The sequence below is a fragment of the uncultured Porphyromonas sp. genome (genome assembly GCF_938039215.1).
Taxonomy (GTDB): Bacteria; Bacteroidota; Bacteroidia; order Bacteroidales; family Porphyromonadaceae; genus Porphyromonas.
This window is the reverse complement of the sequence record NZ_CALHVI010000036.1, coordinates 15,552-36,611: the sequence shown is the minus strand read 5'-3', so window position 1 is coordinate 36,611 and position 21,060 is coordinate 15,552. Positions and strand designations below refer to the sequence as shown.

Here is a 21,060-nt window from a genome sequence, read left to right as displayed (position 1 = left end):
ATATTCGAGAGTCCGATACCTTAGGTATCTTGGATAGATATATATACTCCGAGCATGCTGAGTTTTAGAAGTCCTCTACTCTTGAATCAGTCCCTTTAGCTTGGCATCATTCTTAATCCGCTCTATCTCTCTTGCGACAAGGCTTAGGGTTTCCTGCTTCACGCTTAGAGCTGGCTTCGATGGTCTCGCTGAGACTATCGAAGCCAGCTTTGTTAAGGATCTCTGCAATGACAGAGATAGCTTGGTAGCTCCTAGGCCATGTTGACGCTTCATCATACACGGGTGCTTAGCGTTTATCGCTTCTGATAATCTAAGGTTAGCTCAATAGCCTGTTGCTCAAGGATGATAATTTGCTGGGAGAACTGCTCTAACCGTTGAAGCATTCCCTGTGCAGCCTTGACCGAGTGGTAGCTGTTGATAGCCCTCACTGTTTGGTTGTAGAGGATGGCGATCTTATGCATCTGCGCTGTGATGCTGGAGAGTTTACGATAGTACTCCTCTGTAGATTCATCCTCGGTGATGACCTTAAAGCTCTCGCCTAGGAGTCGAGCTCGGAGGAAGTCTGATTTTGTCTTTGCCCCCGACCTACGATATAGCTCGAGGATCTTCTGCTGGTCTTTGGGGTTGGGTATTCTGATGTGCCATCTGTCCCATCGTGGGCAGGTGGCGCATCTGCTGTCAGGCTTGTTCTGTTTCATTTTTTATCTGGATTCATTATCACGACTTCGGAGTGATTGATCCCCCTTTTGGGGCAAGGGTCTTTGTGGTACAAATGGCAATTTGTGGTACAAAGACACACCTTGCCAGTATCAAGAAGGAATGCTTCATAGCCTCTGCCGATCACGCTATTTCTTTAGTGCTCGAGCGAGCTTAAGCTCGAGACGTCGAGATCTCGAGAAATTAATTAATCGAGATCTCGACATTTGCCTAGGATGATTGCGGTACTGAGAACATTAATTTATCGACGAAGTCCCCACTTGGAAAGACGATCTCAGGCAGTCATAAATCAGTTCCACTTCGAATGCTATATAGTAATCTACCTAAAGCTATATAGTAATGCTTGAAAAGCTATATAGTAATCACATGAAAGCTATATAGTAATGGGGTGAAAGCTATATAGTAATCAGCTCAATCCTATATAGGAATACTCCGAAATCTATATAGCTTTTATCTCGGAGGTGATTAGGGCGCTATCTCGTAGCTCGATCTCTGGCTTCATCATGATCAAGAAAGCTCTTGATTATAGCGTATGGATGAAGCGAGGGTATGCGTTTCGGAAGCAGGGTGAGCGAATTAAGCATGATACTGTCAGCTTGCACCTCGGGGTGAAGTTTCCGCCAAGAGAGAAAGTCCATGAAGCCCTCGAAGAGCTGTAGCTTGTGACTATCAGTCCCTTTGATTGTCGTTATGGCCTTGGGTGCAAAACAGCCCTTGAAGTAGGGATTACGTAGCTCCCATCCTCCAGCATCATTTGGGAATCCCAGGGCAAAGAAACACTTCTCGGAGATCCTGTAATAGACTTCTGATAGGGAGGGAGAGACATCAGAGGGCTGTAGCCCTCGCTCCGAGAGATACAGTAAGAGCTTGGGATGCTTCACGGCTTGTACGCCGATGAGTTCCATTGAGGGCGTTTGTGACCTTACGGGAGTTGTTCCTCCAAAAGAAAAAGACGGTGCTAGCCGTACTCCCTTCAGTGCAGATAGTCGTCTCATAGCTTCTGCTGTGGAGCAGTGCTGGAGAGCGCAAACGAGGTCAATGATGTCTCCGTGGTCTCCTGTGGCGAAGTCATACCATTGGTTGCGCTCTGCATTGACTTTAAACGAAGGCGTGAGCTCTGAGGGTAGAGGGGAGCAGTACCAATAGTTCACACCCTTGATAAGCTTTGCTTCAAAGCCAGCTTGTGCTAAGTACGCTACGATGGGTATTTGCTTGATGTCGTATAGATCCATGCTGTTTTTTCTTTGGCGGTTCTTCTTTGGTCGGTCGAACGTTTACTATAGGCACCCCTTCCGTCCGACCATTCTATATTTATGGTTGGTCGGATGGTCAGGTATATATAGCCTGCGTCCGACCGACCAATCCTGGGACTTAGTGGTGCCGGTCAGAGTTGAAGCGATAGCGTCCTCTCGCCTCTTTGACAATCATTCCTTTGTGGAGGAGAAAGCGAAGGAGCTCTTTGAGCTTCGTCTGGCGGTAGGTATGACCAGTCGTAGCAGCGTAGGCAGAGCTAAGTCGAGCAAGTAGATCGACATATCCTAATTCAGTATCCAGACCGAACACCTCTCGTAAGGCTTTGCTGTGCTCCTCATAGGTGAGTTCTTGGTAAGCGACAACTTGTTGGTGTAGGACGGTATAGTCGCTGTCCAGCTTTGGTAAGCAGATGCCTTCGTCTTCTGATAGCCTGAAAGCGAATGGCTGAAAAGCCTTCGAGCGAATGATCGCAGGGGATACGATGCTTCTATCAGCGTCAGCATTATCTCTTGCAATAAGTAGCACGCTTTCGGCTTTGTTGTTTAGCTCAGTGCCAATGTGCCCACGTGCATTGTCGTCGCCTTTGTTGAGATGAAGGACCGTCTGGATATGGATGTTCTGCTCGCCTGTCCATTGCATTAGGTCTCCGACGAGCTTGGTAGCTTCAGTGGAGCTGTTGATGTCATGCATGAGGTCACGGATACCATCAATGACTATGAGTCCTACATCAGGGGTGTGATAGATGGCGTAGCGAATGATGGCCCTACGGATCTCGGGCTCAGCGATGGCTCTCAAGTGGCTGAAGTGTAAATGCTGGGGTTCACGGTCAAGAGGAAGTCCAGCCAAGTGTAAGATGCGCTGCATGACGAGCTGGCAATGATATGGGCTTTGTTCGGTGTCGAAGTAGAGGATGTTGCGCTTGGTCTCAGGAAAGCTCGCTCGATATTCTAGCACCTGGCCATTGATGAGGGCTGCCGCCACCAGCGCACAGACGTTGAAGGTCTTCTTAGCCTTGGCTTTTCCTGTAGAGACGCTGAAGTTCCCTAGCGTGCCAATGATTGCATCCTCCACACGGAGCACTACGGGAGGGAGGGTGAATTCGTCAGTAACTCGGATGAGCGAGCGTTTCCATACTTCCTCCATATCGGGTGATGGATCGCAGGAATGGGTGCAAGCGTTCATCTGCGTCCTCCTGATTTGCGTCCTGCTAGCTCAAGGGCAAGGTCTGCATCGACGATGATCTTTCGTCCGACTTGAGTGATAGCCCGATCGATCTTTCCACTCTGCTTGATGCGATTGGATGTGGGGAGGCTACACCCAAAAAGCCGGGCAAGCCCAGAGAGCCCATAAACGAAGTGTCTTTCTTCTTTGGCGGGACTCTTGTCTTGTGGGTCTCCTTCTCGTTGCGTTGATCCCTGCTGAGCGAGGAAGAGTAGTTCTTCACCCGTCATCTGCCATACGGGCTTTTCGAGGAGTTCGTGTAGTGTCATAGTTGCTTATACGTTGCGGTGTCAATCGACTTGAATGTATCTTTATGAGTCTTCGAGAGTCTTCAAGCATGGTCTTGAATAGCTCTGACACTGCAAATGTATAGGCGAAATGAGCCCGCCCGAATAGCCAAGGAAAGGGGAGGATGTATTAGGAGAATGTGGGAAAACAAGCTGAGCCCTTTGGGCTCCATCAAGAAGCTCCAAGGGCTCGTTTATCGTCTTATGGGCTATCGATATTTCTGGGTGTAGAAAAGGGTGTAAATCGCGTAACTCGCTGATTTACACCCTTTATTGCGGAGAGAGAGGGATTCGAACCCCCGGAACCTCTCAGTTCAACGGTTTTCAAGACCGCCGCAATCGACCACTCTGCCATCTCTCCTAGGGTCGATGTCACTGGAGCCTTGCGATAACCAGCGAACCCTTAGTGACTGCAAAGATAGTGCTTCTCGGGGAATATGCAAGTAGGGACGCATGTGATGCCTGCTCTAGGGGACAAAGTCTCCTCTATTTAGCGGGTAAAGCCTACTGTCTTTCGGGACAAAAAGAGGATCGTTTTCAGGTCGCTCTTCGGCTAGTACTTCGGCTGAGGTCCTGCCTTCATCGGGGAAAAGTATTGTCGCAAGAGGGTAAGGGGGCTGTCTTTTGGGGGAAGGGATGCAGATGACGATACGGAAGAAGCGAAGGCTACTCTAGGGCACAAATTAGAGCATAGTCGAGGTACGAATGAAGACTAAGTCGAAGCACAAGTAAGCTCGGTAAAGAGGGGCTACTAGCGGTGGGGCATGAGGAGAGGATCCCGAGGAGAAGCGGGGGCTGCTGGGATGAAGTCGATGGCCTTCCGAGCGGGAGCCGATGCTCTTCTGAGGAGAAGAGAGAGGAGCCTTCTGTAGGGGGGCAAATAAAACCTACTGTGGGTCGCTGATGCGACCTACGGTAGGTCGGTGGGACGACCTACTGTAGGTTTTTTTGACGACCTACCGTAGGTCGTTTTTTCGCCCCTCGGCGGGGACGCTTTGAGGCGGGTGGTATTTGCTTGATATTGAGAGCGTATGCGTCGTTCTCTGAGGGGTGGTGGTGTTCGGGTTCTTTCTTCGGAAAATAAGCCTCTCAGCATGAAGAGGGATGGCTGGCTGGTGAGCGGAAAAGAAGAGCATGGACTACTGGCGGGAGCCTTTGTCGGAGCCTTCTGATTTATGTGTGTTGGCCCCCTTGCCATCTCTTTCGTTAGCTTCGCCCTAAGGGCGAGTGCTCCGTGGCATTTTTCTGTAACTTTGTTCCTAATAAAGGTGTCTTCGTTTGCCCGGGAAGACACCACCATCAACTTAGAACATTCATATATGAGTAAGATAACTCTAAGAGCTGCTGTATCCGTTTGCCTTGCTTGGGCTTGTGGATGCTTAGCCTTGCCCGTAGGTCTACTCGCCCAAGAGGTGTCTCAGACGAAGAGCCTTGAGCCTCAGCGTCCGATCGCTCTGAACCTAGAGGAAGCTGTGCGTCTCTCTCTGAAGATGAGTCCGACGCTTCAGGCTTCTGCCTTTGGTGTTGCAGGTGCCAAGTACGACCAGCGCAAGAATAAGGGGGCGCTCTTCCCAACAATCAAATTGACTGGAGCCTACACGCACATGCTGAAGAAGCAAAGGGTGTACTTCGGCTCGGATGATATGGCTTCATCGCCCATGGGGCAGTTCTTCCCCTCCGAAGGGATTGAGATGGGGCAGACTCATAGCTTGCAGGGCGGTGTGTCGGCTGGCCTTCCCCTTATAGCACCACAGCTTTGGGCAAGCCTGCAGCTGGACAAGGAGGCCGTAGCTCTTGCCGAGGAGCGTGCTCGTGGCTCTCGGGTCGATCTAGAGGCTGAGGTGCGCAAGGCATATATGGCCGTCCTTCTAGCTCGTGAATCGCTTCGAGTGCTTGAAGCGAACTATGCCAATGCGCAGACCAATTATGCCCAGACTGCTGCGAAGTATGAGCATGGGCTGGTAGCAGAGTACGACAAGATCCGCATGGAGACGCAGGTGAAGAACATCCTGCCCAATGTCGTCTCGGCGCAGACCGCTGTGCGTCTCTCAGAGGCTAAACTCAAGGTCGTCATGGGGCTGGATCTAGATACTCCGATCGAGATCACAGAGCAGCTCTCGGACTACACTGATCGAGTCTATCAGAACCTCCCCGAGCAGAGTGAGCATATCTCCCTTGAGGCGAATAGCCAACTGCGCCAGTTGAGCCTGCAGCGTCGTCAGCTGGATGCTGCTCTCAAGGTCAAGCGGATGGCCTTCCTCCCAACCCTCTCGATGAGCTTCACCTATCAGTACAGCTTTGCCTCCGATCGCTTCCGTCTAAACGACAACAAGAGGTGGAGTCCCTTCTCCACGATCGGTCTTGCTCTGGATATTCCCGTCTATACGGGCGGGAAGCGCTACTATGACGTGCGGAGCACCGAGACGCAGATCCGTCAACTCGTAGCTCAGCGTATGGCAGCAGAGAATCAACTTCGCCTCGGGGTGATGAGCAGCCTCAGCGAGCAGCGTAAGGCTCTGGAGCAGTTCTCCTCTGCCCGAGATGCCGTCGCCACTGCCGAACGTGGTCACAAGATCGCCGAAGTGCGCTACAAGACTGGCGCGAGCACCGTCCTTGAGCTCAACGATGCCGAGATGGCACTCCTACAAGCACGACTCAATTACAGTCAGGCGGTGTACAACTATATGGTAGCCGTCTTCTCCCTTGATGCGCTCCGAGGTGCTACCCTCGAAGACGCTCAGTAGATCCGACCTCTGTCGCTTCCCGTAATGTATATGATCACCCCAAAGAACTAAGATAAACGATGATACACCAGAAGTCGAACCTCCTTCTCTCCCTCGCACTTGTGGGGCTGGGCCTCTTCTCTAGCTGCTCTTCCTCCAGCTCTAAGATGACGGAAGCAGCACCCACAGATAGCCTTCGCCTCGTGGAGACGGCTCCTGCTGAGATGCGTAGCCTTGAGATCTCTCAGGACTTCACCGCTCAGCTCGAAGCTAAGGTGCTGAACAATATCACCGCTCAGGCGGGTGGCCGCCTCAAGCAACTCTTGGTCAAGGTCGGCGACCGGGTCGCTGCTGGTCAAGCTGTAGCAAACCTAGAGGCTACCCAAGCTTCGCAGGCACAGATCCAGCTCGCTGATGCTAAGACGAACTTCGGTCGTATGGATGAACTCTACAAAATAGGTGGGGTGTCCAAGGCTCAGTGGGAGCAGGCAAAGAGCGCCGTCGAGCAGGCGAAGCTTGCCTATAACCACGCGACGGAGAATACTACCCTGCGTAGCCCGATTAGTGGCTTCGTCACGGCTAAGAACTACGACAATGGGGATATGACTTCGCCTCAGCTCCCCGTCGTTGTCATCCAGCAGATCGCTCCTGTCAAGGCGATGATCGGTGTCTCTGAGCAATACTATTCGCTCCTGAAGAAGGGTACCAAGGTATCCCTCACCGTCGATGCCCTCGGTGCTGAGACCTTCACAGGGCAGATCGCTAATATCTATCCTACCCTTGATCCCATCACCCATACCGTCTCGGCAGAGATAGAAGTGGCGAACAAGGATCTCAAGCTCCGCCCAGGGATGTATGCCCGTGTGCACATCGACTTCGGAGCAAAGGAAGTGCTGACGATCCCCGATAAGGCGGTCGTCCGCCAGCCAGGTAGCGGTGCACGCTATGTCTTCCTCTACTCTGGAGGTAAGGCCGTCTATCGGGCTGTCGAACTCGGAGCACAACAGGGCGATCGCTACGAGATCGTCAGTGGGCTCGAGGTCGGCGACGAGGTCATCACCTCGGCTCCCTCTAATCTGAAGAATGGCCTTCCCGTGAAGACCCGTAAGTAAACGCCTTCTCTCGCTATGAGCATCTACGAAACTTCCGTCCGCAAACCGATCACCACGGCATTGATCTACGTGGCGATAGCTGTGCTCGGACTCTTCTCGCTGTCGCGTCTGGCCATCGAGCTGATGCCCAAGACGGATACGACACGGGTCATGGTCGTCACCTCTTACCCTGGAGCGAGTGCGGCTGATATCGAGACGAACGTCTCCAAGCCTCTGGAGAATAGCCTCAACGGTATCGACAAGCTCAAGCATATCAGCACGAAGAGTCAGGACAATGCCTCGATCGTCACGCTGGAGTTCTATGCTGGTACACCCATCGCTGATGCGATGAATGATATCCGTGACAAGCTGGATGCGATCACGGACTTCCTCCCATCAGGGGTCAAGAAGCCTGCGATCTTCAAGTTCGATACGAGCAATATCCCCGTGGCCATACTCTCGGTTGAGTCCGAAGAGAGTGCCCGAGGCTTAGCTAAGATCCTCGAGGACAAGGTCAGCAATCCCTTGCAGCGTGTCGATGGGGTCGGTACCATCAATGCCGTAGGGGCAGCCAAGCGGGTTATCCAAGTCTATTGCGATCCTGCTAAGCTCGAGGCCTACCGACTTACTCTGACTCAGATCTCCCAGCTTATCGCAGCAGAGAATACGAATATCCCAGCGGGACAGATCGATCTAGGTTCACGTACGAGCTCGATACGTGTTCAGGGCGAGTTCGTCGATCCGCTGGCTCTTGGCTCGATCGTCGTCTCCAGCGTCGCAGGCAAGGATATCTACCTGCGTGATGTCGCTACGATCAAGGATACGATCGGTGAGCGCCAGCAGGAGAGCTATGTCAATGGTAAGAGCGGGGCGATCATCATCATCAATAAGCAAGAAGGCTCGAACTCCGTCGAGATCGCTCGTCAGATACAAGATCTCCTGCCCAAGATCCAAGAGAACCTCCCCTCGGATGTGAAGATCAGCTACTTGATCGACACTTCGAGCTTCATCGTCAATACGATTGGTTCGCTTGAGGAGACGATCTTCATCACCTTCTTCATCGTCGTGCTGGTGGTGCTCTTCTTCCTCGGTCGCTGGAGAGCTACGTTCATCATCATCTTGACGATCCCAATCTCGCTGGTGGCCTCGTTCGTCTACCTCCTTGTCTCGGGTAATTCGCTCAACATCATCTCCCTCTCTTCGCTCTCCATCGCCATCGGGATGGTCGTGGATGATGCGATCGTCGTCCTAGAGAATATCACGACGCATATCGAGCGAGGGAGCTATCCGAAGCAAGCTGCTGTACATGCCACGAACGAGGTGGGGATCTCCGTCATCGCTTCGACGCTGACGATGCTAGCCGTCTTCCTCCCGCTGACGATGACCCCAGGACAAGCGGGGTTGATGTTCCGTCAGTTGGGCTGGAGTATCAGTATCGTGATGATCGTCTCCACGACAGCTGCCCTCTCGCTAACTCCTATGCTTTGCTCACAGCTCCTTAAGCGTGAGACTGGGCGAAGCAAACTATCAGATAAGCTCTTCCGCCCCATTGAGCGTGCACTTAATTCCCTTGATGGAGCCTATGCCCGCCTGCTGGGATGGGCTGTGCGTCATCGTCGGACTACGGTATTCTCTGCTTTGGGGATCTTCCTCCTCAGTCTTGGGAGCCTCACCTTCATCAAGACTTCCTTCATGCCCCAGCAGGATATTGGCTTCATCAATGTATCTCTAGAGCTACCTGTCGGTACCCGTGTCGAGGAGACACGCCGACTCGGACTTGATCTAGAGAAGAGAATGCGCCAAGAGATTCCATCGATCCAGACGGTGTCAATGAATCTTGGTCAGGCTTCGGATGGGGACTCTTGGTCTATGGTGCAAGCTAATGGAACGAATGGTATCACGATGTATGTCGGTATGTACCCTCGAGCAGAGCGCACGCAGACACAGGAGGAGGCATCAGATGCTATTCGCAAGATCATTGCCTCTTATCCCGAGGTCACAAGCTATGATGTCAAGACGGGAGAAGGTGGAGGTGGCTCCACGGGCGTGACACTGGAGATCTACGGGCAGGACTTCGATGAGACCGATGCCTATGCCCGACTCCTTCGTGATGAGCTACGCCAGTCGAAGGTTGCTTCTGGGGTTACGCTTAGCCGTAAGGACTATATCCCTGAGGTGCGCTTTGTCTTCGATAGACAGCGCCTAGCAGAGAACGGACTCAATCTCTCTACGGCAGCGATGTACCTGCGCAGTGCGGTCAATGGTACTGTCGCTTCGCACTTCCGTGAGGATGGTAATGAGTATGATATCCGTGTCAGCCTCGATCCCAGCCGTCGCCAGTCACTTCAGGATATCTCTAATCTGATCGTCTACACACCGCAGGGCAAGCAGCTCCGTCTGTCAGATCTTGGTCATATAGATGAAGCTTTCACTCCTCCTACGATCGAGCGTAAGAACCGCTCCCGTGTAGTCTCTCTGACGCTCACACCTACGCCAGGGGTGCAGCTGAGTGATCTGGTAGGTCAGGTGCAGAAGACATTGGCTGCGCATCCTGTCCCCTCGTCGGCTGTCTCGTACAAGATCACGGGGGCTTATGAGAGTCAGCAGGAGACCTTCGGTGATCTCACGACGCTCATGCTTCTGATCGTGATGCTCGTCTTCATCGTGATGGCGGCACAGTTTGAGAGCTTGGTGGATCCATTTGTCATCATGTTCTCCGTGCCCTTTGCCTTCTCAGGTGTCTTCTTTGGGCTCCTTGTGACGCAGATCCCGCTAGATACGATGTCCTTCATCGGGATGATCATGCTCATCGGTATCGTGGTGAAGAACGGGATCGTACTCATTGACTACATCCGTCTGTGTCGGGAGCGAGGCATGGGGATCTCGCTGGCCGTCACTACGTCGGGTCGCTCACGTCTTCGCCCTGTACTTATGACCACCATGACGACGGTCCTTGGGATGGTGCCTATGGCTATCGGTATCGGAGAAGGCTCAGAGATGTGGCAGTCCATGGGGATCACGGTAGCTTGGGGGCTCAGTATCTCTACGCTCGTGACACTGGTACTCATCCCGACGCTCTATGCTGCGCTTGAGGGCCGACGTGTCAAGAGAGCACGGCGTAAGCTCGAGAAGAAGATCGCCCGTCGCCATACGCTCTCCTCTAGCTCTTCGTCTCACTAATTCTCCTGCACTATCCTATGAACGAGAATAATCGCTTCGCTCCAGCCGAACCGCTTAAGACTGTCTTCATCGCCTACAATCAGGCTTATCACGAGCTGATCCTACGCTTGCTCTCTCGCCAAGGTCTTCGAGGCTATACCTCTTGGGAGCGTGCCCAAGGGCGAGGGACGACTACGGGTGAACCTCATATCGGGAGCCATGCTTGGCCTACGATGAATTCGGCGATGCTTGTCGTAGCTCCTGCTACTCGAGTTCCTGCGCTCCTTGAGGGGCTGAAGGCCCTTGATGATGCGACCCCAGACCAGGGGTTGCGTGCCTTTGTTTGGTCTGTAGAGGCTGCTATTTAGTTGCGCAGGCCCATCCTCTTATTTCCCCTTGTGGCGTAGCGATGCGCCCCTAGTCTTTGCCCCAGATTCTCCTGCTCTAGGAGGGTCTGGGGCATGTTCTTCCCCATAGAAATAGGGCAGGTCTAAGGGGATGGCCTATCTTTGTGCGCAGAAATCATTCATTCTTAGCTACAAATACGATTTACTATGCGAACGAACTACGCTCGTCTGCGTAAGCTATTCGGAGCTGTCGCACTCTCGCTGGCGGGGATCTTCTCCGCTCAGGGGGCAGTGGCTCTTGATAGCCTTCAGCTCATCCCTCGACCTGTCTCGGTCACCTATGCTTCGGGGTCGCTGACTCTGCCCAAGCTCCTAAAGCTCTCTGGCCAAACTCCACGAGTACTCCGTGAGGGACTCACGGGGCTTTCGCTTGCAACGTCTCAGGTTAAGGGTCGCTCCTTGAGCTTTATTCGCTCTCGCCTTGATCCTACGGTTCAGGGGAGAGAAGGCTATCGCCTCACGATCGGGGCTCGGGGTATTGATCTCGTCGCTCGTGATGAAGCTGGGCTTCGTCAGGGGGCACAGAGTCTCCTGCAGATCATCGGGCAGTATGGCTCTCGCCTCCCTCAGCTCTCGATCGTTGACTCGGCACGTCTTGCTTATCGAGGGGTGATGCTCGATGTCTCTCGCCACTTCATGAAGACGGATATGATCATCCGTCTCCTCGATGAGATGGCTCGCTACAAGCTCAATCGCTTCCACTGGCACCTCGTCGATGGGGGAGGGTGGCGCTTCCCCTCGGAGAAGTATCCTCTGCTGACGAAGAAGGCGGCCTTCCGTACCGAGACGGACTGGGATAAGTGGTGGCAGAAGGATCGCCGCTTTGTCGACGAAGGTACCCCAGGTGCTTACGGGGGCTACTACACGAAGGAAGAGATCCTGCGTGTCGTGCGTCATGCCGAGCAGCTTGGGATCACGGTGATCCCTGAGATCGAACTCCCAGGGCACAGCAACGAACTCTTCTCCGCTTACCCCGAGCTAAGCTGCCTCAATAAGTGGGCCTTCGAGAACTCCGATGTATGTATTGGCAACGAGAAGACCTTCACCTTCTTTGAGGATATCCTCGATGAAGTCATGGCGCTCTTCCCCTCCAAGTACATCCATATCGGAGGAGACGAAGCTACGATGAGGCACTGGGGCGAATGTGCTAAGTGTACCGAGCGTAAGCGTGTCGAAGGTCTGAAGGACGATCACGAGCTCCAGAGCTACATGATCCGCCGCATCGAGAAGTACCTCAACAGTAAGGGACGCAAGCTCATCGGCTGGGACGAGATCCTCATGGGTGGTCTTGCGCCTGATGCTACGGTCATGAGCTGGCGTGGTGAAGAAGGGGGCATCAAGGCGGCTAAAGAAGGGCATGATGTCGTCCTCACCCCGGGGAGTCATGTCTACCTAGACTTCTATCAGAGAGAAGCTGACGGCGAGCCACGTGCTAACGGAGGCTTCACTACGCTGGAGAAGGTCTATTCCTACAACCCCATGCCGAAGGAACTTACACCTAGTGAAGCTAAGTACATCCTCGGTGTGCAGGCCAACCTCTGGACAGAGTACGTCCTCGACGAACCCCATGCCGAGTACATGCTCTTCCCCCGTGTGCTGGCGCTGGCCGAAGTTGCTTGGACCCCACAGTCCGAGCGTGACTATACCAGCTTCCTTCGCCGTACGAACTACCATGTGCCTGCCCTCATCAAGCGAGGGGTCAATGCCTATCCGCTCCGCCACATCGCTGCGCTGAACGAAGTCGATACTACTCGTCATGAAGTCTCCGTTCGCCTCACGAGCGAGCGCCCAGCTGCACAGATTCGCTATACGGTAGACGGCACTGAGCCTACTGCCTCCTCACCCGTCTATACGGGTCAGCCCATTACCTCTTGTGACTCGATCCTCCTCGTCGCTCGACTCTTCGATGGGTCAAAGGCTCTTGATGTGCCCGAGCTGCGCTTCCGCTCCGACTACCATAAGGGGATCGGGAAGAAGATCACCTACAACGATTGCTCGTGGAACGAGAAGTATCCCGCCGGTGGTGAGCGAGCTCTGCTCGATGGTGTACGTGGTACGCCTACCTATCTCGATGGGCGCTGGCAGGGCTTCACCTCACCTCTGGATGTGACGATCGATCTGGGTAAGGAAGAGGAGCTGAGTCATATCTTCGCCAAGTTCATGCAGGAGCGCATCCAGTGGGTCTACATGCCTGGGGATGTGGAGATCCTCCTGAGCAGTGATGGACAGAACTTCCGTAGCGTCGCTAAGCAAGCTACCCGCACGAGTGAAGAGATCTACCAGCCTGTCTTCGAGACCTTCTCCTTCCCGATGAAGGAGCGTGCTCGCTACGTGCGTCTCAAGGCCTCGAATGCTCGCCCCAAGGGGAACTTCATCTTCTGTGATGAGATCGTGATCCATTAGGACGCATTCCACTAGCTCCGCTGACTTAGGCGGTAGCTGACGAAGCTTCCATGCCGAGAGGCTGGTCCTTGAGCGGATCACCTCTGGGTATGGAAGCTTTTTATTTACCCCCTTCTCAGAAACCTACTGTGGGTCGCCGAGACGACCCACGGTAGGTCGGTTGACCGACCCACAGTAGGTTTTTTCGGCGACCTACCGTAGGTCCCTTTTTGAGCATTTGAAGAGCACGCTCCGAAGCGCTGTAGTAGCCCCATGCCTAGGACGGGGTTTTTACTCGAAGAAAGGTTAGTAGATGACGAGGTGGCAGCCTTGGGGTTAGGCTTCCTTCTTCGGAGCTACAGAATGAGCTCAAGTAGCCAAGCCGAATAGGGCGCACGGCTGCTCTCTTTAGGGGAGCGTTGCTCAGCTATGACGTGTCCGTCCCGCTGGCACCTCGGGTATTGCTCCTGATTCTGTACCTTTGTCTCATATTTCATACTAATAAGTAAGCACAGAGACCGATGACACTTTCGCATCCCTATCGTCGCCTTCTACTCCTCTCGATGGCCCTACTCTTCATCTATGTGGGGGGAAGTGCGCAGGGAAACCGACGCATACGTGAGCACGAGGTGCAGCGTGAAGAGACCGTCTACAGCATAGCCCGCAAGTATAATGTCCCCATCGATAAGATCTACGAACTCAATCCTTGGGCTCGTCAGCAGATCAAGGTCGGGGATAAGCTCCTCATCCCTTCCGCCTCGGCGGCTACACCTCAGACGACTACTTCGCAGAAGGGACGGAAGCACAAAGTAGAGTCTGGAGAAACCCTCTACGGCATCAGCCGCAACTATGGGGTGGATCTGGTGGATCTCCTCAGAGCCAACCCAGGGGTTACCTCTTCTAATGTCCAGGTGGGCATGGAGCTCATCATCCCTACGGGGAAGGCTGATAGCCCCGTGATCAATGAGCCTGCTCCCGCCCCGCAGGAGCCTACCACTCCTTCGCCCGTGGCTACTTCCCAGACCCGCATCCTTGTGCTTCTCCCACTCAAGCAGGATAAGCACTATGTGGAGTTCTACGAAGGCTTCCTTCTCGGGATGTACCAGCTGAAGAAGGCTGGGATCTCCATGCAGCTGACCACGCTCGATGTCCCCAGCGATGCGGCACTCAATGCCTACATCGAAGAGGGCAAGCTCCGAGGGAAGGATCTGGTCGTCGGCGGTGTCACGGAGGGGCAGATACGAGCTATCGCAGCCGCTTCGGGGTATAGCTACTACATCATCCCCTTTAGCAAGGCAGGTGCCCTAGAGACGGGGGATGGTCGTGTCGTCCTAGCGAATGCACATACCTCTACGATCCTTGATCGGGTGATCCCAGCCTTCCTGCAGCGCTACCGAGGGAAGGAAGTGATCTTCACCCATCGCTTGGGAGATACGGAGGATGGCTTCGTGACCCAGCTTCGTTCAGCTCTGGGTCGAGCAGGTATCTCCAGCCGCTCTCTAGAGCTTGGCCGAGGCGCTGTCAGCTTCGGAAGCAATGCCGTGGTCGTGCCCATCTCGCCCGATCGCAATCTTGCCCAAGCGACCATGGCTGCTATCGGTAGTCAGACAGCGGGTGTTAGCCTCTTCGGCTATCCCCAGTGGCAGGCCTATGGCACGCAGTTCCAGCAGAACCTACGTCGCTACAATACGACGATCTATACGAGCTTCTTCTTCGACCCAACACTCCCTGAGTCGAAGGACTTCCTCAGCCAGTTCACGGGCTGGTTCAGCCACAAGGTGAGCAACTCCTATCCCAAGTACAGCGTCCTAGGCTATGATCTGGCACGCTACTTCATCCGTGCCTACTCGATGTATGGGCAGGGCTTTGTGAACAACATGTCCTCTGTCCCCTCCGACGGGCTTCAGCTAGACTTCCATCTCCAGCGAGGTGAGGGGAATGTCTACACCAACGATCGCTTCTTCTTCGTCTACTATCCTTCTTCAGGCGCTATCCTCCGTGAAGCACATTAGTCGTCAGCTCCTCTTAGCGTTGCTTCTGCCTCTGCTCCTTGCCAGTCCGCTTTGGGCGCAGGGGGAAGCGAAGCAGTCCTTCTCTCAATCGCTCTCCATCGGAGCACACGGAGGGATCACGGCTAGCCGCTTCACCTTCGTGCCCTCGGTGCGCCAGCGCATCCACGTGGGTTATGTCGGAGGGCTCGCTCTGCGCTACGACATTGAGCGGGGTGCTTCTCTGCAGGTGGAACTTAACTATCTGCGGGGCGGATGGCTAGAGAAGTATGACTTGCGTTCGACGAGCTATGCCCGACACCTTGATTATCTGGAGCTCCCGTTCCTTTCGCATCTTTACTTCCGCTCGGGTGGTATACGTCTCTTCCTCAATCTAGGGCCTTTCGTCGGGTATCACCTCAGCGAATCCTCAGAGGTCTCAGGCGAGGCGAATATGAGCGAGCGTGATCTTGCTCGGCACAAGATGGTGGTCACCGACCGCCTCTTCTGGGGGCTGGGCGGAGGCCCTGGGGTCAGTGTCGCTCTTGGCTCAAGACAGCGGATCGAGCTCGAAGGACGCTTCGTCTACGGGCTGGGCAATATCTGGAGTACCCGCCGAGGATCGGCCTATGTCCAGTCCTCAGAGATGCGCTTCGGGGCCACGCTCAACTACTTCTTCCGTCTCTAAGCTTCGGGGATAAGGGCAAGGGGCAATGCAGAATTTCGCTATCTTTGCCCCCGTCTGGAGCGCTCTGAAGCTCCTTGACTGAGGCCCTCGTAGTTCAACGGATAGAACAAGAATTTCCTAAATTTTAGATAGCAGTTCGATTCTGCTCGGGGGTACAAGAATAAAATAGATGCTGTTATGACCTAGCCCCTAGTGTAGCTTCAAGTGGAAGTCACTAGGGGCTCTTCTTAATGAGGTAAGCAGAGTAAAATCATTTTCACTAGATGGAGATTCTAGCCTCAATAATCCCACTTATATTATGGATAGCAAGATCATCTTATACACCACAGATGCTGGGGATGTGAACGTACAAGTTCGCTACGAGGATGGGAGCTTCTGGCTCACGCAAAAGCGGATGGCGGATCTCTTCGGGGTGAATGTGCGGACGATCAACGAGCATCTGAAGAATATCTTTGCGTCGGGTGAACTCCTCGAAGAGGGAACTATCCGGAAGATCCGGATAGTTCAAACCGAAGGTACACGAGAGGTCGAGCGAGATATGTCCTTTTATCCCCTAGAGGCAATCATTGCAGTGGGCTACAGAGTCAATTCTGTAGAGGCTACCCTCTTCCGTCAGTGGGCGACAACTACACTTAATGCCTTTATTACAAAGGGGTATGTTCTCGACAAGAATCGTCTCAAACAAGGGGAGAGCTTCGGGCATGATTATTTCCAAGAGTTACTTGAAGATATACGTGAGATCCGTGCTAGTGAACGTCGCTTCTATCAAAAGATCACCGATATCTATGCACTCTCGATCGATTACGATAGCCAAGCTCAAGAAACTAAGCGTTTCTTTGCGTCGGTGCAAAATAAACTTCATTGGGCTATATCGGGACAGACAGCGGCAGAGATCATCTACCATGGAGCAAATGCAGCGCTACCTCACATGGGGCTGATGACTTGGAGACGAGCCCCTCAGGGTAAAGTGATGAAGTCAGATATAGGTATTGCTAAGAACTACCTTAGCCATACGCAGATGAGTGGTATCAATCGCTTGGTATCTGCATATCTTGATCTAGCCGAGGATAGAGCCCTGCGTGAGATCCCTATGAGAATGCAAGACTGGAGCAAGCTTCTTGATGACTTCCTTAGTATTGCGGGACGCCCTGTGTTAGAAGGGGCTGGGAGTATCTCTGCTCTAGAAGCTAAGCTCAAGGCTGAGCGGGAGTATGAGACTTTCCGAAAGAGACAAGACTTGGATTTCGTCTCTGACTTTGACCTAGAGGTCAAGCGCCTCAACGGGAAGGACTAGCATGTTGTCTCCCTAAAAGATAAAGATCGAGCTGATATAGTCTATTTATGATAGTTTACTAGAAGAGCTCGTCAAGATGACACCCCCTCTGTACATCAGCACTGTACAGAGGGGGTATTTCTTTGGGTGGATGTCGGGTGTGCGGAGCTCCTCCCTTCTGCTGGGGACCGCCCGTCAGCATAATAACGAAAAGTAGCTACCTTTGTACCGAGCGTCACTTGTTCGCTCTGACTGAAAAAGAGACAATCTGTGTGTCCCATCTTGGCCTCCCTAATATCCTTATCTGGGGGAGTGAGCTTGGGACAGAATACGACAAAGATTATAGATGAAACATAAGATCAAGCCCTGGCTTTGGCTCGCTTTCTCGCTCGTCTGGCTGGGCATCTTAGGCGGTATCTTCGCCATCTCAATGGGTTGGATAGGCTATCTTCCTCCCATCGAACAGCTCCAGAATCCAATTGACAAGTATGCCTCCCAGATATTGGCTTCCGATGGGGAAGTGATCGGGTCATTTGCCCACGGAGGATCGAACCGTGTCCTTGTAGACTATAAGGATCTTTCGCCTAATCTGGTCAAGGCGCTTATTGCGACCGAGGATGTGCGCTTCGAGAATCACTCGGGGATTGACTTCCGTTCGCTGGCTCGTGCTGTCTTCAAGACGGGGATCCTTCAGCAGAAGAGTGCCGGTGGGGGGAGTACGTTGACCCAGCAGCTCGCTAAGATGCTCTATTCGCCTCCCAGCTCTAACTTCTTCACTCGTATGATGAAGAAGCCGGTCGAATGGGTTATCGCAGCCAAGCTCGAGCGCTTCTACACCAAGGAGGAGATCCTAGCGATGTACCTCAATCAGTTCGATTTCCTCTACAATGCTGTGGGGATCAAGTCGGCGGCTTTCACCTACTTCGGTAAGACCCCCGCTGAGCTGAATATCCAGGAAGCAGCGATGCTCGTCGGGATGTGTAAGAATCCATCGACCTATAATCCCGTCCTCCGAGCTAATAGCCCGCTACCGATGGAGCGACGCAATGTCGTCTTCCAGCAGATGGAGAAGGCTGGTTACCTTACTTCTCGTGAAGTCGACTCTCTGTCTCGCTTGCCCATTAAGGTCTCCTTCAATCGTACGGACCACAAGCAGGGCATCGCTCCCTACTTCCGTGAGCATCTGCGCAAGATCATGATGGCCGAGAAGCCCAACCGTAGTGATTACGCTTCGTGGCAGTATGCGAAGTTCAGAGATGACAGCATCCAGTGGGAGACAAATCCGCTCTACGGCTGGTGCAATAAGAACCGCAAGTCGGATGGTTCCCCCTACAATATATACACCGATGGGTTGAAGATCTATACGACGATCAACCCCGTCATGCAGCGCTATGCCGAGGAGGCAGTGCAGGAGCATATGGCAGGGCATCTCCAGCCTGCCTTCGACAGAGAGCGTAAGGCTCGAGGTGGAGATCCCTTCAGTTCTTCTCTTTCGGCAGAGCAGCGTAAGAAGATCCTTGACCGTGCGATGCGTCAGTCTGAACGCTGGCGTTTGAGCAAGGAGGATGGTCTCTCGGATGAAGAGATCCGCTCTCAGTTCCATCGCAAGACGAAGATGCAGGTGTGGTCTTGGCAGGGGAGACGTGATACGATCATGACACCTCTTGACTCCATCCGCTATATGAAGGGGATCCTGCGCTCAGGCTTCATGGCGATGAATCCACACAATGGCTATGTGCTGGCCTATGTCGGGGATATCAGCTTCTCCCAGTTCCAGTACGACATGGTCTCGGATGGTCGTCGTCAGACGGGGTCGATCATCAAGCCTTATCTCTATTCGCTAGCCATGATTGATGGGGCTTCTCCCTGCGATCAGGTGCTTCATGTGCAGCGTACCTACCGTCTAGATAATGGTCAGACTTGGACCCCACGTAATGCCAACCACCGCCGCATCGGTGAGATGGTGTCGATCCAATGGGGGCTGCAGAATTCGGATAACTGGGTGACGGCCGAACTGATGAGTCGTACCTCTCCTATCACTTTCAAGCGTCTCCTCGAAAGCTATGGCCTTCGTGGACCTATCGAAGCGACGATGGCGATGTCCCTTGGTACACCAGAAGCTACGGTTGGGGAGATGGTCTCGGGTTATACGACCTTTGTCAATGACGGGGTGCGTGTTGATCCTATCATGGTCACGCAGATCGAAGATATGCACGGCAATATCGTAGCGACCTTTGCTCCTAAGATGACCGAGGTCCTCACCGCAGATGCAGCGCACAAGATGCTCTACATGCTCCAGCATGTCATCAATGGAGGTACAGGGGGCCGTCTTCGTTCGTCCTTCGGTCTTCAGATGCCTCTAGGCGGTAAGACGGGGACGACGCAGAATAATAGTGATGCGTGGTTCATGGGCTTCTCTCCCGATCTAGTTGCTGGCTGTTGGGTCGGCGGTGAAGAGCGAAGTATCCGCTTCAACTCCATGGCCTTCGGGCAAGGGGCAGCAGCTGCTCTCCCGATCTTCGGTAAGTTCATGAAGAAGGTTTATGCAGACCGTACGCTGGGCTATCTGGTAGGTATTCCCTTCCAGATGCCGCAAGGCTTCTCTCCCTGCTACGATGCGGGAGGAGGAGATGACGAAGCGGTTGAGATCTTCGAAGGTGAGCCGAGTGATACTCCAGACTCATCCCCACCTCCGATGGACTTCTAAGAAGAAGTCTAGGGGAAGCCTCCCATAGATAGAAAACGATTGAGGCCCTTGAACCAATCTGGTTCAAGGGCCTCAATCGTTTTCTCTGCTATCAGTATCTGCCAGTCTCTTCTGTCAACGGGAGTGGGCTATCAGCTGGGCTGTGTCCCCTTCCTCTCTTTGCTTGCTGTGGAAGTAGGATCGTATGCGTAAGCGACCGCCATAAAAGAGAGAAACATCCCAAGATCACCTTAGTGAATCTTAGAATGCCTCATCAAACAAATACACATCAAAACTATGGAAACCTATTGGAGCGGAAGACGGGACTCGAACCCGCGACCCTAACCTTGGCAAGGTTATGCTCTACCAACTGAGCTACTTCCGCATGTCAATTTGCTTTTAGAGAGGTTTGCCTTTCTCTTTTGCGTTGCAAAGTTACGATGACTTTTTGAATTGACCAAATCTTCTGGAAAATTTCTTTGAGAGCACCTCTGCTCCTAGGTGCAGTAGTGCACAGCAGAGTCGAGGTGTAGTCTCCGAGTTCGGGCATGAATCGAAGCCTTCTCTTGCTTTATCCTCCAGAGAGAGTTGGGATCCCTAGATGCCAACTTAGTCTATCTATTGCTTTTGTGTACTGGCTAAGGTGAGGGCGGCTCCTCATCACCTGTAAGCCCTCTTGAGTTATGCCCGTGAAGAGGGGATGCTTGATGATTGCATCGCTCTGTTGCTAGTAGGCTCTGCTGAGGAGGAGAATAGGAAGGGGATGTACTTTGAAATAGCTCGGTAGAGTGACCTATGATGGGTCGCAAGTGGGATCCATAGTGGGTCGCCTTGACGACCCACTGTAGGTCGTCGAGGCGACCTACAGTAGGTTTTGTTTGCTTGTCGCTCTAGCTCTGATTTTGGGGCTAGGACTGACGTGTGATAATTGGAGAGGGGCACGCTATGGGCGGTGATCCTTCTGCTTTGTCTGCTCTCCTACTTAGCCCTATTAAGATGACGACTGGTTATCTGGGAGTTGTGTCATGATACGTCAGATCTCATGCAGCCTTGGGAAATGGAGGTGTTGATGTGCCCTCAGAGGGAGGGATAGTAGGGGCGTGCTTCGTGGATGGGTAGCCTAGGCTGGGTCTTAGCTCGCTCATCGGTATCTCTAAGGATGTATCTCTTCTACGAAATATTCG

Annotated in this window: 13 protein-coding genes and 3 tRNA genes; 10 read left to right on the top strand and 6 right to left on the bottom strand. The window is 53.2% G+C overall.

Features of this window, described 5'->3' with window-relative positions; translation table 11 throughout:
* Nucleotides 1–293: 293 nt before the first annotated feature.
* The 5 genes from Q0336_RS05385 to Q0336_RS05365 all read right to left on the bottom strand — a co-directional run bounded on the left by Q0336_RS05385 (nt 294) and on the right by Q0336_RS05365 (nt 3,840).
* Nucleotides 294–698, bottom strand: a complete 405-nt coding sequence (locus Q0336_RS05385) for a hypothetical protein (RefSeq protein WP_298526429.1) — start codon at nt 696–698, stop codon at nt 294–296.
* 492 nt (nt 699–1,190) lie between these two features.
* Nucleotides 1,191–1,949 carry a CHC2 zinc finger domain-containing protein gene (locus Q0336_RS05380; protein WP_298526427.1) on the bottom strand — a complete coding sequence of 253 codons (759 nt, stop codon included), beginning with the start codon at nt 1,947–1,949 and terminating at the stop codon, nt 1,191–1,193.
* 139 nt (nt 1,950–2,088) lie between these two features.
* The gene (locus Q0336_RS05375) at nt 2,089–3,153 is read right to left on the bottom strand and encodes an AAA family ATPase (protein WP_298526425.1); all 1,065 of its coding nucleotides are present in this window, start codon (nt 3,151–3,153) and stop codon (nt 2,089–2,091) included.
* On the bottom strand, nt 3,150–3,461 hold the full coding sequence (locus Q0336_RS05370; protein ID WP_298526423.1) for a DUF3853 family protein: 312 nt from the start codon (nt 3,459–3,461) through the stop codon (nt 3,150–3,152). The genes Q0336_RS05375 and Q0336_RS05370 overlap by 4 nt, the downstream gene beginning before the upstream one ends.
* A 294-nt stretch (nt 3,462–3,755) precedes the next feature.
* Nucleotides 3,756–3,840, bottom strand: a tRNA-Ser gene (locus tag Q0336_RS05365).
* A 958-nt stretch (nt 3,841–4,798) separates the two neighbouring features.
* Between Q0336_RS05365 and Q0336_RS05360 the strand changes: the two genes are divergently transcribed.
* From Q0336_RS05360 to Q0336_RS05315, 10 genes are all read left to right on the top strand, one after another.
* The gene (locus tag Q0336_RS05360) at nt 4,799–6,223 is read left to right on the top strand and encodes a TolC family protein (protein ID WP_298526422.1); all 1,425 of its coding nucleotides are present in this window, start codon (nt 4,799–4,801) and stop codon (nt 6,221–6,223) included.
* Nucleotides 6,224–6,282: 59 nt separating this feature from the next.
* The gene (locus Q0336_RS05355) at nt 6,283–7,314 is read left to right on the top strand and encodes an efflux RND transporter periplasmic adaptor subunit (protein WP_298526420.1); all 1,032 of its coding nucleotides are present in this window, start codon (nt 6,283–6,285) and stop codon (nt 7,312–7,314) included.
* Nucleotides 7,315–7,329: 15 nt separating this feature from the next.
* Nucleotides 7,330–10,473, top strand: coding sequence for an efflux RND transporter permease subunit (locus tag Q0336_RS05350; RefSeq protein ID WP_298526418.1), 3,144 nt, complete (start codon nt 7,330–7,332; stop codon nt 10,471–10,473).
* Between the two features lie 17 nt (nt 10,474–10,490).
* On the top strand, nt 10,491–10,820 hold the full coding sequence (locus Q0336_RS05345; protein WP_298526416.1) for a PG0541 family transporter-associated protein: 330 nt from the start codon (nt 10,491–10,493) through the stop codon (nt 10,818–10,820).
* A gap of 186 nt (nt 10,821–11,006) precedes the next feature.
* Complete coding sequence (locus Q0336_RS05340) at nt 11,007–13,262, top strand: family 20 glycosylhydrolase (protein WP_298526414.1); 2,256 nt, start codon at nt 11,007–11,009, stop codon at nt 13,260–13,262.
* A 500-nt stretch (nt 13,263–13,762) separates the two neighbouring features.
* Complete coding sequence (locus Q0336_RS05335; RefSeq protein WP_298526412.1) at nt 13,763–15,253, top strand: LysM peptidoglycan-binding domain-containing protein; 1,491 nt, start codon at nt 13,763–13,765, stop codon at nt 15,251–15,253.
* Nucleotides 15,240–15,917, top strand: a complete 678-nt coding sequence (locus tag Q0336_RS05330; RefSeq protein ID WP_298526410.1) for a porin family protein — start codon at nt 15,240–15,242, stop codon at nt 15,915–15,917. The genes Q0336_RS05335 and Q0336_RS05330 overlap by 14 nt, the downstream gene beginning before the upstream one ends.
* Before the next feature lie 83 nt (nt 15,918–16,000).
* Nucleotides 16,001–16,072: transfer RNA gene (locus Q0336_RS05325), tRNA-Arg, on the top strand.
* Nucleotides 16,073–16,215: 143 nt separating this feature from the next.
* Entirely contained in the window at nt 16,216–17,211 is a 996-nt protein-coding gene (locus Q0336_RS05320) for a virulence RhuM family protein (protein ID WP_298526408.1), read from the top strand.
* A 325-nt stretch (nt 17,212–17,536) separates the two neighbouring features.
* Nucleotides 17,537–19,897 (top strand): transglycosylase domain-containing protein, encoded by a 2,361-nt coding sequence (locus tag Q0336_RS05315; RefSeq protein ID WP_298526406.1) that lies wholly within the window; start codon nt 17,537–17,539, stop codon nt 19,895–19,897.
* A gap of 288 nt (nt 19,898–20,185) precedes the next feature.
* Here the strand turns inward: Q0336_RS05315 and Q0336_RS05310 are convergent.
* Nucleotides 20,186–20,261: transfer RNA gene (locus Q0336_RS05310), tRNA-Gly, on the bottom strand.
* Nucleotides 20,262–21,060 lie beyond the last annotated feature (799 nt).

Excerpts from the sequence above, each read along its gene's own strand:
- Q0336_RS05340 (WP_298526414.1), top strand. The coding sequence starts at position 11,007 with ATGCGAACGAACTACGCTCGTCTGCGTAAGCTATTCGGAGCTGTCGCA.
- Q0336_RS05360 (WP_298526422.1), top strand. The coding sequence starts at position 4,799 with ATGAGTAAGATAACTCTAAGAGCTGCTGTATCCGTTTGCCTTGCTTGG.
- Q0336_RS05320 (WP_298526408.1), top strand. The coding sequence starts at position 16,216 with ATGGATAGCAAGATCATCTTATACACCACAGATGCTGGGGATGTGAAC.
- Q0336_RS05335 (WP_298526412.1), top strand. The coding sequence starts at position 13,763 with ATGACACTTTCGCATCCCTATCGTCGCCTTCTACTCCTCTCGATGGCC.
- Q0336_RS05350 (WP_298526418.1), top strand. The coding sequence starts at position 7,330 with ATGAGCATCTACGAAACTTCCGTCCGCAAACCGATCACCACGGCATTG.
- Q0336_RS05385 (WP_298526429.1), bottom strand. The coding sequence starts at position 698 with ATGAAACAGAACAAGCCTGACAGCAGATGCGCCACCTGCCCACGATGG.
- Q0336_RS05380 (WP_298526427.1), bottom strand. The coding sequence starts at position 1,949 with ATGGATCTATACGACATCAAGCAAATACCCATCGTAGCGTACTTAGCA.
- Q0336_RS05375 (WP_298526425.1), bottom strand. The coding sequence starts at position 3,153 with ATGAACGCTTGCACCCATTCCTGCGATCCATCACCCGATATGGAGGAA.
- Q0336_RS05345 (WP_298526416.1), top strand. The coding sequence starts at position 10,491 with ATGAACGAGAATAATCGCTTCGCTCCAGCCGAACCGCTTAAGACTGTC.
- Q0336_RS05315 (WP_298526406.1), top strand. The coding sequence starts at position 17,537 with ATGAAACATAAGATCAAGCCCTGGCTTTGGCTCGCTTTCTCGCTCGTC.
- Q0336_RS05370 (WP_298526423.1), bottom strand. The coding sequence starts at position 3,461 with ATGACACTACACGAACTCCTCGAAAAGCCCGTATGGCAGATGACGGGT.
- Q0336_RS05355 (WP_298526420.1), top strand. The coding sequence starts at position 6,283 with ATGATACACCAGAAGTCGAACCTCCTTCTCTCCCTCGCACTTGTGGGG.